General features: G+C 47.1%; 9 protein-coding genes and 1 tRNA gene. 5 read left to right on the plus strand and 5 right to left on the minus strand.

Going from position 1 to position 17,205, the window contains the following annotated elements; genetic code table 11:
* Positions 1 to 252: 252 nt before the first annotated feature.
* The 3 genes from HGH91_RS21170 to HGH91_RS21180 all read left to right on the plus strand — a co-directional run bounded on the left by HGH91_RS21170 (position 253) and on the right by HGH91_RS21180 (position 7,326).
* Entirely contained in the window at positions 253 to 3,321 is a 3,069-nt protein-coding gene (locus HGH91_RS21170; protein ID WP_168740801.1) for a SusC/RagA family TonB-linked outer membrane protein, read from the plus strand.
* A 58-nt stretch (positions 3,322 to 3,379) separates the two neighbouring features.
* On the plus strand, positions 3,380 to 4,891 hold the full coding sequence (locus tag HGH91_RS21175) for a RagB/SusD family nutrient uptake outer membrane protein (RefSeq protein WP_168740802.1): 1,512 nt from the start codon (positions 3,380 to 3,382) through the stop codon (positions 4,889 to 4,891).
* 206 nt (positions 4,892 to 5,097) lie between these two features.
* Entirely contained in the window at positions 5,098 to 7,326 is a 2,229-nt protein-coding gene (locus HGH91_RS21180) for a glycosyl hydrolase family 95 catalytic domain-containing protein (protein WP_168740803.1), read from the plus strand.
* Between the two features lie 215 nt (positions 7,327 to 7,541).
* Here the strand turns inward: HGH91_RS21180 and HGH91_RS21185 are convergent, their stop codons facing one another.
* Positions 7,542 to 8,525 (minus strand): HEAT repeat domain-containing protein, encoded by a 984-nt coding sequence (locus tag HGH91_RS21185; RefSeq protein ID WP_168740804.1) that lies wholly within the window; start codon positions 8,523 to 8,525, stop codon positions 7,542 to 7,544.
* A 415-nt stretch (positions 8,526 to 8,940) separates the two neighbouring features.
* Here HGH91_RS21185 and HGH91_RS21190 point away from each other — a divergent pair, with 415 nt between their 5' ends.
* Both HGH91_RS21190 and HGH91_RS21195 read left to right on the plus strand, forming a co-directional pair.
* Entirely contained in the window at positions 8,941 to 9,300 is a 360-nt protein-coding gene (locus HGH91_RS21190; protein WP_168740805.1) for a DUF4180 domain-containing protein, read from the plus strand.
* A 190-nt stretch (positions 9,301 to 9,490) separates the two neighbouring features.
* Positions 9,491 to 9,575: transfer RNA gene (locus HGH91_RS21195), tRNA-Ser, on the plus strand.
* A 260-nt stretch (positions 9,576 to 9,835) separates the two neighbouring features.
* Here HGH91_RS21195 and HGH91_RS21200 read toward each other — a convergent pair.
* The 4 genes from HGH91_RS21200 to HGH91_RS21215 all read right to left on the minus strand — a co-directional run bounded on the left by HGH91_RS21200 (position 9,836) and on the right by HGH91_RS21215 (position 17,075).
* On the minus strand, positions 9,836 to 10,357 hold the full coding sequence (locus HGH91_RS21200) for a MepB family protein (protein ID WP_168740806.1): 522 nt from the start codon (positions 10,355 to 10,357) through the stop codon (positions 9,836 to 9,838).
* A 285-nt stretch (positions 10,358 to 10,642) separates the two neighbouring features.
* Positions 10,643 to 12,040, minus strand: a complete 1,398-nt coding sequence (locus HGH91_RS21205; RefSeq protein ID WP_317166846.1) for an alpha-L-fucosidase — start codon at positions 12,038 to 12,040, stop codon at positions 10,643 to 10,645.
* Positions 12,041 to 12,078: 38 nt separating this feature from the next.
* Entirely contained in the window at positions 12,079 to 13,704 is a 1,626-nt protein-coding gene (locus HGH91_RS21210; RefSeq protein WP_168740808.1) for a RagB/SusD family nutrient uptake outer membrane protein, read from the minus strand.
* A gap of 29 nt (positions 13,705 to 13,733) precedes the next feature.
* Entirely contained in the window at positions 13,734 to 17,075 is a 3,342-nt protein-coding gene (locus HGH91_RS21215) for a SusC/RagA family TonB-linked outer membrane protein (RefSeq protein ID WP_168740809.1), read from the minus strand.
* Between the last annotated feature and the right edge of the window lie 130 nt (positions 17,076 to 17,205).

Here is a 17,205-nt window from a genome sequence, read left to right on the forward strand (position 1 = left end):
CAGCAAATCAGCACTAAAGCGTAAACAATTTCGGCTGTTCGGTTATTATTATTAATTCATCAACCGAATCTAACTTTCTAACTATGTAATTATCAAACTATCTAACTATGTAAAACTTGTTATTATCATGATTCAACAACACTAAATCGATTTTGTTGCAGTGGGAATCCACGTATGAAAATATTCCCACGTCGCTTATCAACTGGAAGAACAATTTACCGGCTATTATTCCATCATCTCTAAAGACTTGTTATGAAAACAACACTTGTTTATGTGCTTGCATGTATACTGCTCTCCATGCACGCGATGGCCCAAATTAAAGTTAGTGGCAAGGTCACCAATTCGGCAGACGGGACAGCGATCCCTAATACCACGGTGGCCATCAAAGGTACCTCGAGCGGTACCATTGCCAATGAAAATGGCGTGTATTCATTGACGGTACCCAACAGCAATGCAGTGTTGGTATTTTCCTTTACGGGGTTTGCCAACCAGGAAGTAAAGGTAGGTAACCGAACTGTGATCGATGTAGCGCTGGATGTACAGGTAAACACGCTGAACGACCTCGTGGTAATTGGTTATGGTTCCGTCAAGAAATCTGACCTCACCGGCGCCGTAGCTTCCCTGAAAGCGGAAAAGATTATGGACGCTCCTGTACCCAATATCTCCCAGGCCTTACAGGGCAAAATACCCGGCGTGGAAGTCAACATCAACAGCAGCGCACCCGGCCAGGCAGCCAAAGTGCGCATCCGTGGTATTGGCTCCATCAACTCGGCCATAGATCCACTGTATGTGGTAGATGGAATAGCCGGCGTAGATGGAAACGCCATCAACCCGAACGATATCGCCTCCCTGGAAGTATTGAAAGACGCCTCCTCTACCGCTATCTATGGAGCCAGGGGCGCCAACGGCGTTATTATGATCACCACCAAACGTGGTAAAGCCGGCCCTACCGAAGTAAGCTACCAGGGCGATGTGAACGTGAGTACTCTCTCCCGGCACCTGCCTACCCTCAACTCCGACGAGTTCGTAAAAGTATATAATGAAGCTTTTGTGAACGCCACCAAGTTCGACCCGCAACATGGCACCTGGGCGCCTCCAAAAGCACTGAATCATCAGAACTTTCCAAAATTGTTTGATGCCAATGATAAGCCATTGTATAATACCAACTGGGAAAAAGAAACGTATAAACCAGCCATCTCTACCAGTCATCAGCTCAACTTCCAGGGCGGTACCGATAAACTGGTATACAGCGCCTCCCTCGGCTTCCTCGATCAGAACGGTTTAATGACGCAGTCCTGGTTCAGAAGATATTCTGCCCGCCTGACTTTCGACAATGATGTGAAAAAATGGCTGAAAGTAGGTGGTAGCCTGAATATCATTTCCAGCAAACAAAGACTGGTATCTGATGGTAACGGTAGCTTAAACGTACCAAGGATGGTAACAGAAGAAGTGCCGATTGTACCGGTGAGATACCCCGATGGTACCTGGGCCGGCAACAACGACATTGCCGGTCTGGAAGGAGGCCCAAACCCGGTACATATTGCCCAGAGCCGTTATACGCTGAATAACTCCCAGCATACACTGGGTAATGTGTACCTGTTGTTCCATATCACCAAAGACCTCGACTTCAAAACAGACTTCGGTTACGACCTGGTAAGCAACAAGGCTAACTTCTATAGCGGCACCGACCTGCCTCACTTATCGCAGGACCAGGGCGGCGTAGCCAGGATTACAGATGATTACAACAAATATTGGCAGTCAGAAAGCTACCTGACCTATAACAAAGACCTGGGCAACAACAGTACCCTGAATGCCGTGGGCGGTATTTCCTTCCTCAAATATTCAGGAGAAAATGCACTGGTAGAAACACAGAACTTCGTAACCGATTATTTCCAATGGAATAACCTGGGCGCCGGTTCTGTGCGGTCGAACGCTACTTCCCTCACTTCTCCCTGGGATATGAATTCTTACTATGCACGCGTTAACTATAGCCTGCACAGTAAATACCTGTTTACCGCTACCGGCAGATATGATGGTTCTTCCAAGTTCAGCAAGGAAAAACAATTCGCGTTCTTCCCTTCCGTAGCGGCCGCCTGGCGTGTATCTGAAGAAGAATGGCTGAAACACAGCAAATTTGTGAATAACCTGAAAATACGCGCCAGCTATGGTCTCTCCGGTAACCAGGAAATCGGGCAGTTCCAGAACTTTGCCCAGTACAGACCAGATCAAACCGTTATTGGTGGCGCCAACCAGCCTACTTTGGTACCGGGCTATATTGGTAACCCGAACCTGAAATGGGAAAAATCTACCCAGGTAGATGCCGGCGTAGAACTCTCCGTGTTAGAAAGCCGTATCAACCTGACCGTTGACTACTACAACCGTAAAACTACCGACCTGCTGCTGGCAGCCCCCATTCCATGGTCTGCCGGTACCTATAACGGTAATGTGTACAAAAACGTAGGATCCATGAGAAACAAAGGATGGGAAATAGGACTGAGCACGACCAACATCCAAACACCTAATTTCACCTGGACTACCAACTTCCTCTTTACTTCCAACAAAAACACCATCCTGACACTCAACGATGGTAACGCCGATATCTTCCCGGGTCCTAACTTCCTCGGGCAAACGAATGTGCTGAGAGTAGGTGAGCCTATCGGCTCTTTCTATGGCATGACCAGGTTGGGTACTTACAGCACAAACGAAGCCGCCGAAGCCGCGAAACACTCACTGTTGCCGGGCGACAGAAAATATGTGTACGATGCTGCCGGCAACCCTGTGTATAGCATCATTGGCCGCGCCAACCCAAAATGGACAGGTACCTTCAGCACCACACTGAAATATAAAGGCTGGGATCTGACCGCCGATATCCGCTTTGTACAGGGTATGAACACCGCCGCAGCCTTCAAACACTCCACAGAAGACCGTCAAACACTGGCCAACAGTTTGAAAACTGTGCTGGATGGATGGACACCGGATCACCAGAATACTTCCATTGCACAGGTACGCAGCTACAAGTTCACACAGGATTCCCACTTCGATACCTGGTGGGTAGAAGATGGTTCTTATATCCGTGGTCAGAACTTTACACTGGGCTACACTTTCCCGGCTTCCTGGATGCAACGTAGTCACATTAACCGCTTCCGTATTTATGCCAGCGTACAAAACCTGTTCCTGATCACCAAATACACCGGTTATGATCCTGAAGTAGACACATTCAACTTCGGCTATGGTAACAATACAGGGTTTTCACAGGGTATTGACTTCTTCCCTTATCCCCGCCCCCGCGTGTGGAACCTGGGTGTAAACCTTAACTTTTAGGACCGTTTCGTGTAACCGTTGAAGTGACAATCTATTTAGTGAATTAAAAATTCAGAAAATGAAAACGACTAAACATATATTAATAGCGTTGATGGTGTTGCTCAGTTGTTCCTGTAAGAAGTTCCTGGACGAAAAGCCTACCAACTTCCTCACGCCGGATGCTGACCTTACCAGTCCGAAAGTAGCCCGGGCATTTGCCAACGGCTGTTATCAGAACCTGCAGGGCTTTCTGCAAGGCCAACCCTCTTCTTATGGCGGTAACGTGTATAACCTGCTGGAATTTATGACCGGCAAAGCCAATAGCGACCTGGGACAAACAGGCTTCATCAATTTCCAGAACCTGAGTTACAACTTTACTTCTTTTTATGTAGACACCTGGTGGCAACGGATGTACCTGGGTGTGGGCGCCTGTAACCTGGCTATCCAGAACATTCCAAAAGCGGTGCAGGATGCCACCACTACTACCAACGAGCTGGCGGAAGCACACGCATTGCGGGCATTGTTTTATTTTCAGCTGGTAAGATTATACGGTGCCATTCCCAAAGTTACAGAAGTGCCTACCGTTCCTACTGCGCCGAACCTGAATCTGCCGCGTACGCCTGCCAAAGCTATTTACGACAGCATCATCATTCCCGACCTGTTGACTGCGGCTAAATCCAGCCTGCCATGGTCTAACAATACCGGTAATGTAACCATGAGTATGATACAGAGCCTGCTGGCCGATGTATACCTCACGTATGCCGGCGCCGCCATCAATGGCGGTACCCAGTATTATGCACTGTCTGCCGCAGCTTCCAAAGCAGTGATCACCAACAGTGGCGCTTCCCTGTTTAAAAACTATACGGATATGAATAACCCGCTGAACAAAAATACCGGGGAATTCATTTTCCAGGTACAGTATGCCGCCTCTGTTCCGTCTACCAATCCGCTCACAGCACTCACTATTCCGAATTACGCGGGTATCTCCAAATACTCCGACGAGTATGGATCTGTATATCCTACACCACAGTTTATACAGTCATTCGACCCGAAAGATAAACGCATACAGGAACGGCAATTCTTTTATACCAAGTATAGAAAGATAAACAGTACAGATACCGTCACCTTCAGGAACACATATATCTACAAGTTCTTCGATTCGCTGGCCGTGGTAAATACCGCCAAATCTGACCTGAACTACACCTTATACCGGTTGGCCGATGTATACCTGATGTATGCAGAAGCTTCCAACCGTGCAGAAGGTGGCCCAAATGCCGATGCACTCAAATACGTAAAGGCTATCCGTGATCGCGCTACCCTGGGACCGTTACCGGCAGGCATGTCGCAAACAGCGTTTGAACAGGAAGTATGGTTGCAGCGTTACTATGAGCTGTGCTTTGAAAATAAAATGTGGTTTGATATGATCCGGACACGGAAAGTACATAACGATGTAACGGGTAACTGGGACAACTTTGTAGGTCATAAAACAGTGTTCAATGCTACGTTTGCAGAAAAGAACCTGTTGTTCCCTGTGCCGAAGCAGGAAATAGATGTAAACCCTAATCTTTTACCGAATAACCCGGGATTCTAGTTGTCAGCAACCATCCCGAAAAAGGGCGTCTCAAAATTTTGAGATGCCCTTTTTCATTTTCGGGTATTTCCCCTTTTGAAAAGACATTCCCCCTGTGAGTGAATGCCAATAAACTGTTAGTATTAGCCAATATAGTGGCAACACCGAAGGCATCAATAACGTATATTTAGCCGTTCATCATGCATCAAACAAACTAAAGTCATAAAATGAAAAAGCTATTGGGCGCTATTCTGTGTTGTATCTTCTTTTCCCTTTCTATAGTTGTTACAGCCCAGCATGTGAGTGTCGGTACTGGCCACAGTCACCAGCTATGGTATACCCAACCCGCCGAAAAATGGGATGCACAGGCTTTGCCTATCGGCAATGGAAGAATGGGCGCCATGTTATTCGGTGGTATCAAAACGGAAAAGGTACAGTACAACGAACAGAGTTTATGGGGTGGCGACAATAATTGGGATGGAGAATATGAAACAGGGGATCATGGCTTCGGCTCATACCGGAATTTCGGAACATTTGTAATAGATTTCAATCATACGGATACTGTAACAGGGTATTATCGCTCGCTAAATATTCAAACCGGGGTGCATACCACTGCTTTTGAAATAGGCGATACCCGCTATACCCGGGAGGCCTTTGCCAGTCACCCCGACCAGGTAATGGTTTTCCGGTATACTGCCAGTAAAAAGGGAGCTTTATCCGGCAAAATCTCCATGCAGTCTGCACAAGGAGCCATAAGTGTTGCCAACGTAGATGGATTGAGCTTTACGGGTGAAATGCCCAATCACCTGAAGTACGCGGCTAACATGCAAATCGCGCACGAAGGAGGTAATATTTCGGTAGAAGGGAATAACTGGGTATTTCAAAAATGCAATACCATTACCATTTACATTGATGCGCGGACAAACTATAAACCGGATTACCAATCAGGGTGGCGCGGGGCGGATCCGATGCCGCTGGTTAAACAGGAAATCAGTGCTGCCAGGAAAAGTGGTTATCAAACATTGATGAGCCGCCATACGAAAGACCTTACCCGTCTCACCGGGGCAGCGTCTATTGATATCGGGAAAACAGATGCCGACGTGTTACTGTTGCCTACCGATGTTCGTCTGAAAAAATATACAGGAGGCAGTGCGGATCCTGACCTGGAAGAAACCATATTCCAGTATGGCCGTTATTTGCTGGCCAGCTGTTCGCGTATAGGCGGGTTACCAGCTAACCTGCAAGGCTTATGGAATGACAGCAACACACCACCCTGGGCTGGCGATTATCATAATAATATCAACATCCAGATGAACTACTGGGGCGTAGAATCGACAAATTTATCTGAATGCCATTTGCCCCTGATAGACTTTATCAAGGCTGCGGAAGAGCCCTGCCGTATCGCTACCCGGAAGGCATTCGGGGCCAATGTACGCGGATGGACGGCCCGCACCAGCCAGAGTATTTTTGGCGGAAATGGCTGGGAATGGAATATTCCGGCCAGTGCGTGGTATGCACAACATGTTTTCGAACATTGGGCTTTTACCATGGATAAAACCTATTTGCGTACTACGGCCTACCCTATTTTGAAAGAGATCTGCCAGTTTTGGGAGGATCGTTTAAAGAAAACGTCCGATGGCAACCTGATGGTGCCAGATGGATGGTCGCCCGAGCATGGTCCCCGGGAAGATGGCGTCATGCACGATCAGCAATTGGTATGGGACCTTTTTCAAAACTACCTGGAAGCAGCGAAGGCACTGGGCATCGATTCAGCCTACCAGCTGAAAGTAGCAGATATGCAGGCACATCTTGCCCCTAACAAGATCGGTAAATGGGGACAATTACAAGAGTGGCAGGAAGACAGGGATGATCCGGATGATCAGCACCGGCACACTTCCCACCTGTTTGCCGTTTATCCCGGCCGCCAGATCAGTATGACCCTTAACCCGGATTTCGCCAAAGCCGCCGTCATTTCGTTGCGGAGCCGGAGTGGTAATTACGGAAAAAATGAAAACACGCCATTCACCGTCGAATCAACCATAGGCGATAGTCGCCGCTCCTGGACCTGGCCCTGGCGCTGTGCGCTTTGGGCACGCCTTGGCGAAGGTGAAAAGGCCGGCATTATGGTACGCGGGCTACTTACTTATAATACCCTGCCCAATCTTTTTACTACACACCCTCCATTCCAGATAGACGGCAACCTCGGTATCACTGGCGCCATAGCGGAGATGCTGTTGCAAAGCCATGCCGGTGAAATTCATTTGTTGCCGGGAATACCATCCGGCTGGGCGGCCAGCGGATCTTTTAAAGGTCTGAAGGCCCGGGGAGGATACACGGTGGATTGCACCTGGAAAAATGGGCAAGTGACCGGGTACCGCATCAGATCAGCTGAACAAAAGAAAGTATGGGTCCGGGTAAATGATAAGAAGATACAAGTGGTAACGCAGAAAGGTTAACGCGGCAGTCATATCAACTGGCCTGTTTTCCCTGCACCTGTTGTGATGCGGCTGCTTCGAAGTCGAGCATAGTAGTGTTCAATTTTTGCCGCATAAAGGTATATAAAGCGAAAATATTTAAGGGCTGCCTTGTTGCTGAAAGTAGACTTTCAAGCGAGGGAGCGCGAGCCAAACGCTTCGTTGTTGCGGCAGAACTGGCAGACGCTTCTTCCCAGCTACCGCAAAATAGTAATACCGTGACGGCCCTGCCGAATACCGGCATTTATCTGGTCGATTGCCTGCAGAATAGCAGTTCTGCAGGCAGGCGACTCCATCTCATACATACCTTTCAGCAAAGGCCTTGCTTCAGTTACCTGTAATTGTCCCAGGCAACTAATGATATGAATACGCAGTGTTTCTACTGACACCGGCAGTAAACGTAACATCACTTTTACGGCAGTACGTTGCTGGTAGTAGGTAGCCAGCCTGAGTGCGAAGCTAATCACCGTAGGATGGTACCTGGGATCGATCCATTTTTCGAACAGCGGTACGGGAATATCTTCCCTGGCCATGAGCATGCGGGATAACGTGAACTGCTGCCAGGGCAATAGGACTTCATTGGGTTCTTCCAAAAATTCCAGCGGGTGAGCCGGCGCACATTGTACCATATAGCTGCGTGCCAGCCAGCGGGTACGTTCGTTTTTACTTTTTGTGAGCCGGAGAATAAACGGTCCATCTATCCATACACCCATGCCCGATAACTCCCCCAGTGATGCCTGTACCCTGGCAGGTCGCCGGGAGTATAGCCCTGCCATTGCTTCGGTCTGTAATTCCAGCCGCAGGTATACCGTACGCAAAATTGCCGGGATATTGCCGGTAAAACTCTTCCGGTAGGCCATCAGCTGGCGAATGAAAAGTCGTTTGTGCTTCCCGTGCGGGTGCTTAAATAACGGCGCGTGTGCCAGTTGCTTTTCCGGTACAATTCCATAAACCACCGCCGGCCAGATCACCTGGTTCACCAGCCAGTTGTCTGTTGCTTCGCGGAAAATATAAGTTTGCTGTCGCCGCCACCTGTGCATCATCCATCCATAAATGGCTACTGCGCAGATAAGGGCCAACACACCTGTAACCATTGAAATTTTTACGGTTAGCGAAAAACATTCCCAATAACGGGCCGCGTCATCCAACCAGCGCCGGTATAACTGCATACACAACATCATGCGTAAATAATAAATAAAATCAAACAGATAGCTACTGCTTCTTCATAGCGTATGGACCCGGGTGCTTTACACAACAAAATATCCCCAAACACATGCCTGTGATGAGGGTACAAGGCTGAAAAAACACCGGATTAAATAAATGATACCAGGGCTATGCACGTGTGGTTAACACAACAATACTACTTGTTGGCCAATACCGAAAAAACTACTCCCGTCATTCAGATTTATATTGTTCTTCATTGGGTCACTCCTTTTGCCAGTTTGCATATACTATGCCAACCTTGCGGAATCAGCCTTGACAATGCCTATTACCACTACGGTTATACGAACTGTGTATTTCCTTCCACGGGGTGTTGCTATGGCGGCAGGCGAAATAAATGTACCTTGCGCAGGTATTCCCACTAACACCCAAAACATGCAGATACAGATACACGAACAAGGCAGTAAACGGATAGCAGAAATCATTTCCAACAATATTATCCTCCATAGTGCAGAGGATGGGCTGCAACTAATGGCGGACCTTTATTACCAGGATATCGAAAAAATCATTATGCACGAAAAGAACATTACGCCCGCCTTCTTTGACCTGAAAACCCGCCTGGCCGGTGAGGTGTTGCAAAAGTTTTCCAACTATAAAGTACAACTAGCGATAGTGGGCGACTTCAGTCAATACCCCGGGCAATCTATGAAGGATTTTATCTTTGAAAGTAACAAGGGCAGGTTGGTTAATTTTCTCCCTGACGTGGAGGTTGCGAAAGAGCGGCTGTTCCGCTGACGCGTTTTTTTGCTAAAAAAGGATATATAATTATAAATTTTACACATTAAATAATAAGATAATAATACTACGAAAAGTATTTACCACAGCCAATTTACGTAGGGACCCACTAACCTATAAACAGCTCTTTCTACAAAAAACTGAAAAGAAATTTTGCCAGAATGTTTTCGTTTTATACTTTTGCGTCCCTGGAGAGTTGGCAGAGCGGTCGATTGCGGCAGTCTTGAAAACTGTTGACTGTAACAGGTCCCGGGGTTCGAATCCCTGACTCTCCGCTAAGAAAGTCAAAACGCCTTCAAATTGTTGAATTTGAAGGCGTTTTTTTGTTTGAATGATTTTCATGCGATTCCCTCCTTCTTGAATTCAACTTTGACCATCAAATAATTAGTGTGTTCGAAGTATTATAAGTAATAAGCTTTTCTACCCGTCGGGATTTTCGTATCACTCCTGCCAATTATACGATACGACAGGATCATTCTCCGTCTGCCAGACTTTTGCCAATACCGCTGTTGGCGGTTCGTTGTTTTCTTTGCTGTCAGTTTTTATCGTTAAATAATTTTCTTGTTAAGTCAAGGTCGGTCGTGTTGTCGAATTTTATTGTTACGAAATATTTGGTCTGCCAACTTTGAGTTTTCTCTGCTTGTTTATTTGTCACAGTGTCCCATAAGGGATAAACCCTAATTCCACGTTTCCCGTCTTTTCCGTGTTTTGAGATAATTCCTTTGTCAACCAAAACTTCCTTTGGAAAAATAAACTGTCCGATGTTGTCGCCACTTTTTGATGTTATTACAACAAAATCAATGTCGTCCGAAATATCAAAAGGTTCTGTTATTCCATTTTTGTTTCGCTTCCAAATAGTTACAAATTGTCCTGTCTTTGTCGGCGTAATTTTTGAAACTCTATATTCAACTCTGTGTCCATTAAGTTCAAATGAACAAGCACCATATTCAACACTTTCTAAATTGAATTTTACATTTGTCAATTCGAAATCACATTTGTCATAAAGTAATTTTTTCACAATGTTCAGATTGGTATAAAGTGAGTTTTCAGTATTCATAGCTTTACCTCCATTTATTTCCCGTTTGATGTTGCTCCACAATGATCGCCAGCAATATATTTCCGCTATTATACACTACATTTAACTGAAAACAAATTTTTGTAAGATGTTATTTTAAACCTAGCAAAAAAAAAGATAGCAAGGTTAAATCATATATTAACACACCTTCTTCTTTCATTTTTAGATAGCCACGAGAGAAAATATCCATCAGAAAAAATAAAAAATCCGCAGTCTTTGTGCCTGGAAAATATTCCCAGGCACAAAGACTGCGGACAAATTCACCGGTTACCGTTTCTCGTTATAAACGCCAAACTCTGCAATAGCTGGCGTTTCGGAATAATCGTCTATCAGTATCCTTACTTTATTACCCCATACACGCGGAAAACGGTGAATACTCACGCGCCCCGCATGCTCGCCTTCCGATGGCAATGGCTTCCACTCCCCGTTCTCATTATATTCCAGCCGGTACTTTTTAATACGCGCTTTATCTTCGGTCATCACGATCATGTTAAAGCCCTGCTGCCGGTCAAACTCCACTTCAAACCAGGGTTGCTTCACCGCGGGGTTCGACTGCCACGTACTTCTGAAACTATCGTCGTTTGCAAAATCCATGATGTTCATATCATTGCTCCAGCTGGAATTGGCCGGTTGGTGCTTGGCAATGTCAGGTGAAATAATGGGAGATGCATACGCTGGTAATGCCGCTACTGGTCCGTCGTTTTTCCATTGCTTCCCAATCTGCTTTAAGGTTTCCAATGCGTTGTTGTCGATCAGCCCGTCGCGGTTAGGCGCCACGTTCAGAATGAAATTGCACCATGCCTTGTTAAACGGAACAATGTTTTCATTCACCAGCCTGTCCACGCTCTTTACCGGTGTAGCGGGGAAATCCGCTTTCCAGAACCAGGCCGTATTAATTGGCAAACAGGACAGCGCCGGCAAGTGATTATTCTCCGTGGAAATATGCTGCCCTGCACCCTGCTCATACGATTTTATATCTGTATAAAACAATGCCTCTGCGGGGTATTTCGCCGCGTTCAGGTCCATCACCAGGCAATTGGGCTGCAATCTTTTAATCAGGCCATAAATTTCCTCAAAAGGCACATCATCATATGAAATCCTTGACCAGGGAGCATCCCATCCATCGATGATAAGCGCGGTGATTTCGCCGTAGTTGGTAAGCAACTCGGTAAGCTGCGCTTTGATCATTTTAATGTCCTCTTTCGTAATCTGCCCGGGCCTGATCTTATGATGCGTGTCCAGGATAGAGTAATACAACATTACCTTCAGTCCTTTCGAGCGGAAAGCATTGACATACTCTTTCACCACGTCCCTTTTCAATGGGCTGTTCATCACGTTATAAGGAGTGGTTTTGGTATCCCAGATAGCAAAGCCACTATGATGTTTTGTAGTTAAACAACCATAAGCCATGTTCGCCGATTTGGCCGCTGCCGCCCACTGGTTGCAATCCAGTTTCTTCGGGTTGAAGATAGCCGGCGAGGCTTCCGGGTCGGCCCAGTCGTCGTCCATAAAAGTGGGAATATTGAAATGGATGAACATACCGAAACGCAGATCCACAAATTGCTGCTGCAATGTATGCAGCGATGGGTTTTGCTGCGCGCCGGTACTCCCCGTTATTAATAACAGTACTGCCGCCAGAATGCTGATAACCTGATTCTTTTTCACAAGCTGATGAGTTAAAATATAAAGAATAAAAAAATTTACTACTTCCATTCAGGCTGCTGCACCAATTTGCGGCCCTGGTCCAGTATGCCCTGTGGTATGGGCCATACATAGAATTTATCTGTACTGAAGTGACGGTCTTCCAGCTTTGTTTTCGGATACTTGTTGGTTTTTCCGCCGGTGGCAGGAATGTCTGTTAACCCGGCAGAAGCATCCATGGTATAAATAGGTCCGTTCAATACTTGCTGCCCGATCCTCCAGCGCAGGATATCGAAGTAACGGTGCCCTTCGCCCGCCAGCTCTATCCGGCGCTCATGACGGATAAAGGTACGCAGCGTTTCTTTGTTCATACTCCAGCCGTTAAGTGCAAACGTGGCTTCCACACCGGGCATGCCTGCACGGGTCCTGATTTCGTTCAGTGTATTGGTAATTTCTGCAGATGGACCGGTGGCCTCGTTGGCCGCTTCTGCATACGTAAGCAATACTTCTGCATAGCGGAGTATCTTCCAGTCGTTGCCACCATTATCACGGGCTTCCAGTTCTGTTTTATCAAACATCTTCTTAAAAGCATAACCCGTATACGTGGCTTTATCACCACCAATTTTATCCAGCGTGCTGTTAATAGGATCATACATCTTATCATTGGCCAGCATGCTGCCCGGATAGTAAATAGTAGCATTTAAGCGTGGGTCGCGGTTTTTCCATGGCGCATGCACATCATACGCGGGATCTTTGGTATATGGATAATAACCACTGGCACTTTCATAATCATCTACCAATGAAGGCAGAGGATTCAGGTACAATGTACCTCCTGAAACGGAGTTCACACCGGTAATATCACGCAATCCGTTGGCCCGCAATTCCTTTACATGAATATAGCTGATAATGCTTTCGGAGGAGTAATCCCCTTCTTGCTGGAACAGGTTATAATAATTTGCGTAAAGGGAATACACTTTACTGTCAATTACTTTCTTTGCTTCCGCAGCGGCGCCGGCATAATCGCCCGTATACAGCAGCACCCTGGCTTTCAGCCCCCAGGCGGCGCCCTGGGTGAAGCGTCCCTTATCATCGCCGGTGTAAGAAGGCGGCAGATCGGGCGCGGCTTCATCCAGCCATTTGATCACCTGGCTGATGACCACTGCTTTCTTATCCTGCGGCACATCCGATGCTGCCGGTGTGGCAAATACTTTCATCACCAAAGGCACATCCCTGAAAAGTGTAGCCATTATAAAATAGCGGTAAGCCAGCATCACTTTTACTTCTGCCTTTAATCTTTTCTTCAACCCTTCATTCATATCGGGCACTTTATCCACATGATCAAGAAATTCGAGGCAATGCCTTACCTGGCCGTATTGCCATTCATCGCCCAAGTTATCGGTGGTGGCTACAAAGGTGCTGTTGCCTATCAGCTGCGCATTGCGAAGGGTATTGCCCCAGGACGCTGTTTTGGAAAAAGCATTATCGCTCATCCCTTCATAGCAAACAAAAAAATCGGCGGAAGGAAGGAACTCATAAATCCGGGAAGCAAACTTCACGGCATCCGATTCCGTGGTCCAGTAGGTAGCATCAGAGTACTGATCCAGCGGGGCACGGTCCAGGAAGTTTTTTGAGCAGGCAGTTAAAATACTGCAGGCGCATAATATGAAGAAGATAGGTAGTCGTTTCATGTTGTTGTTGTTTTGCAGTGAGAGCGTGATCAGAATTTCAGGTTCAAGCCAAAGGTGTAAGTCTTCATTTGAGGAAAGTTCACACCTGATTGCCAGTTGTCGATTTCCGGATCAAAGCTTTTCGGGAAACGTTTTGATTTCAGTGTCAGCGCATTCTCCATCATGAAATAAAAACGGAGCTGGCCAATCTTCGTACGCTGCAAAATATTGTTGGGCACACTGTATCCCAGTTGCAGGTTCTTCAAACGCACGTATTTTGAGTCATACAACCACCAGTCGGAAAAATCGTAGTTCACGCTGAGGTCCTGCCGCATCAGGGGATAGCGGGCGCCTCTGTTTTCCGGCGTCCAGGAGTCCATCAGGTCGGTGGTGAAGGAACCGCCGTAGTTGAACGGGCTTACGGCATAACCGGTGAGATACGTTTTATTTTTCAGCACGCCCTGGAATAACATACTCAAATCGAACTGTTTCCAGGAGAAATTGGCGTTCACGCCAAACATTATATGCGGATCTGCATCACCCAGTATTACTCGGTCTTCCGGGGTAATCTGCCCATCGCCGTTGATATCCTGGTACTTAATGTCTCCTGCTTTGTTTTGTGGTTTATAAGTGGGTGATGATTTTACTTCTTCATCTGACTGGAACAGCCCAAGCGCTTTATAACCATACCACGTCCAGCGCGACTGCCCTACCATCACCGGGTTTTCCTGTAATACATCTGGCGTACCGCCCAGGTCGAGGATCTTGTTGCGTGAATCGAAGATATTTACCATTATGCCGTACTTCAGCCTATTATCGCGGTTTTGGTAGCCTGCGGATACTTCCCATCCCCAGTTGCTCATGCGGCCCAGGTTCATGACCGGCGCATCGCGGCCAAAGGTAGAGGGCACACTGGGCGTCAGCAATATACCGGTGGTCTTCTCTTTAAACACATCTGCGGTGAGCGTTAATTTCTCCTGGAAAAAGCCGACGTCCACACCAATATTCCCGGTTACTTTTTCTTCCCAGGTAAGATCCGGGTTAGCGGTATTGTTGTAATAGGTAGTGGTTTGCGCTTTATCATTGAAGTAAGAAGCGCCAGTACCAATCAAACTGGCCCAGGAATAAATACCGCGTGTATCCGTTCCCGTTGCATTCTGGTTGCCCACTTTTCCGTAAGAGGCGCGCAGCTTAAGATTGCTGATGGTGCCGGAGCTTTTCAGGAAATCTTCTTCCGAAATCCGCCACCCGGCAGAAACTGAGGGGAAGAATCCCCAGCGGTTGTTTTTGAAACGGGAAGATCCGTCGTACCGCCCGTTCACTTCCAGCAGGTAGCGGTCTTTAAAGCTGTAGGATAACCTTCCAAACATCGACTGGATGGCCCATTCATAAGCGCGGCCGCCGGTACTCCACTGGTCTTTTTTCACGCTGCCCCCGTTGATCACATGGATATCATTATTCAGGAAATCTTGCCGACCCAGGGAATAGGCGTCATACTTCATGCTTTCCTGGCTGTATCCCAGCAATGCTTTAAAATCATGCTGCTTTACCTGCAAGCCATAATTCACTGTACCGATGAACGTTTGGTTAATAGCAGTATTATAATCGTCGTTCAAAGAGTTGGGCGATTGCTGCGTAGTAACGAGGTTCTCCTCATCATCGTACAATTTGTAGGTAGCCCTGAAAATTTTGTGTTTGATATCACGGCTGTTATAGGAATATTGTCCTTTTACCGACAGGTTTTTGGTGATCCCGTAATCTAATGAGAGATTGGTGTTAAAGTAATTGTCCTTGTAGTTTTCAAACCCTCCATGATTGATAATGGCTACCGGCTGGGAACCGCCACGGTAGCTTCTGTCGCGCCCTTGTGGCGTATAAGCCCATTCAGTAGGGTTCAGGATATAGGCCCAGTGCATGGCGGTGGTATAAATACCGGCGCCGGCAAAACTTTTAGGCGCATTCATATACACCGTATTGATCCCGAACTTCAGGTTGTCCAGGATCTGCGTATTTACGTTCACCCGCGAGGTAAAGCGCTCATTCATCACCCCCTGTACCAGTCCTTCCTGTTTGAGGTAACCAAGTGATACAAAGTAATCTGTATTTTTTGTTCCGCCGGAGATGCCCACGTTATGTTGCATCTGGAGGGCGTTCTTTTTGAAGATGGCACTAATCCAGTCGGTGCTGGGCAATTCCCCGCTGGCGTATTTCTGGATATCGGCATCGGAAAAACGTACGGTGGCATCAGGATTATCGTTCAGCTGGGATTCATTCCATTTGCGCATAAAGGATACTGCGTCTACCAGTTTTGGGAGATAGGTAGGCTGTTGTGTGCCGGCGTAGGCATCATACGCCAGCGACGGCTTGCTGTTCAGTTTACCTTTACGGGTAGTTACAAGTATTACCCCGCCGGAGGCGCGGGCGCCATAAATAGCGGTGGCAGAGGCATCTTTCAGGATACTGATGTTATCGATGTCCTGCGGGTTCACTGTTTCCAGCTGACCGGCCACACCGTCTATCAGTACCAGCACCGGGTTGCTCGACAGGGTGCTGATACCGCGGATATTCAGTTTGTTGTTATTGGTTCCGGGCATACCGTCTGTTTGCTGTACAAACAGGCCGGGCACTTGACCCTGCAGGGCGTTCACTACGTTGGGCACGGGCCTTTCCGCTACCGCAGCGCCTTTCACGGAGGCTACCGCGCTGGTAAGACTTGCCTTTTTCTGGGAGCCATACCCTACCACTATAACTTCACCTAGCTTTTTGGTGTCTTCCGTGAGTACGATCCTCAGCTGGGTGTCTTTACCGCTGGCTATCTCCTGGGTATTATATCCCATAAAGGATACAATGAGCACCGCATTTTCAGGGATACCTTTCAGCAGGTACTCTCCTTTTCCATCGGTAACAGTGGCCATAGAAGCGTCTTTCACCCGTATAGACACACCGGGTAAAGGCTCATCTTTTTCATTCACCACTTTTCCGCGGATATCCTTGTACATGAGACCGGCATCTGCGTCCAGCAGCATATTTGCCAGCATTTCATTGCTGCGGCGGATGATCACTTTATCATCTGCTATAAAATATTCCAGGGAAAATGGCGCCAGTAGCTCTTTCAGTACATTGCCTACTTTCTGGTGCTTTGCCCGGATAGTGACTATGCTGTTAAAGATTTCCCGGTTAACGGCATAACTGAAAGAAAGATTGGCGCTGGCGCCTATCTCGTCCAGCGCATCATGCAATGCGCCGCCTTCCACTTTCAGCGTAATCCTTTTCTCAAGCAGCTGGGCTTCGGTGTGCTTGGCCAGCAGTGTTAGTGTGGTACTACATACAACGACTACAATACACAATGACATTTTCATTAACATGCCTATTACAGGTACACATTTTTTCATACTTTTACGTAGATTAAGGTTGAGTAAAAACTAGCTGCCATCGGTTACCAGGCCAGTGTGGCAAACTAGCGTTAGAACTTAACTTTCAGCCTCCCGCAAGGGAGGTTCTTTTTATGTAGGTGCCGCTTCC

The organism is Chitinophaga eiseniae (genome assembly GCF_012641265.1).
Classification (GTDB): Bacteria; Bacteroidota; Bacteroidia; order Chitinophagales; family Chitinophagaceae; genus Chitinophaga; species Chitinophaga eiseniae_A.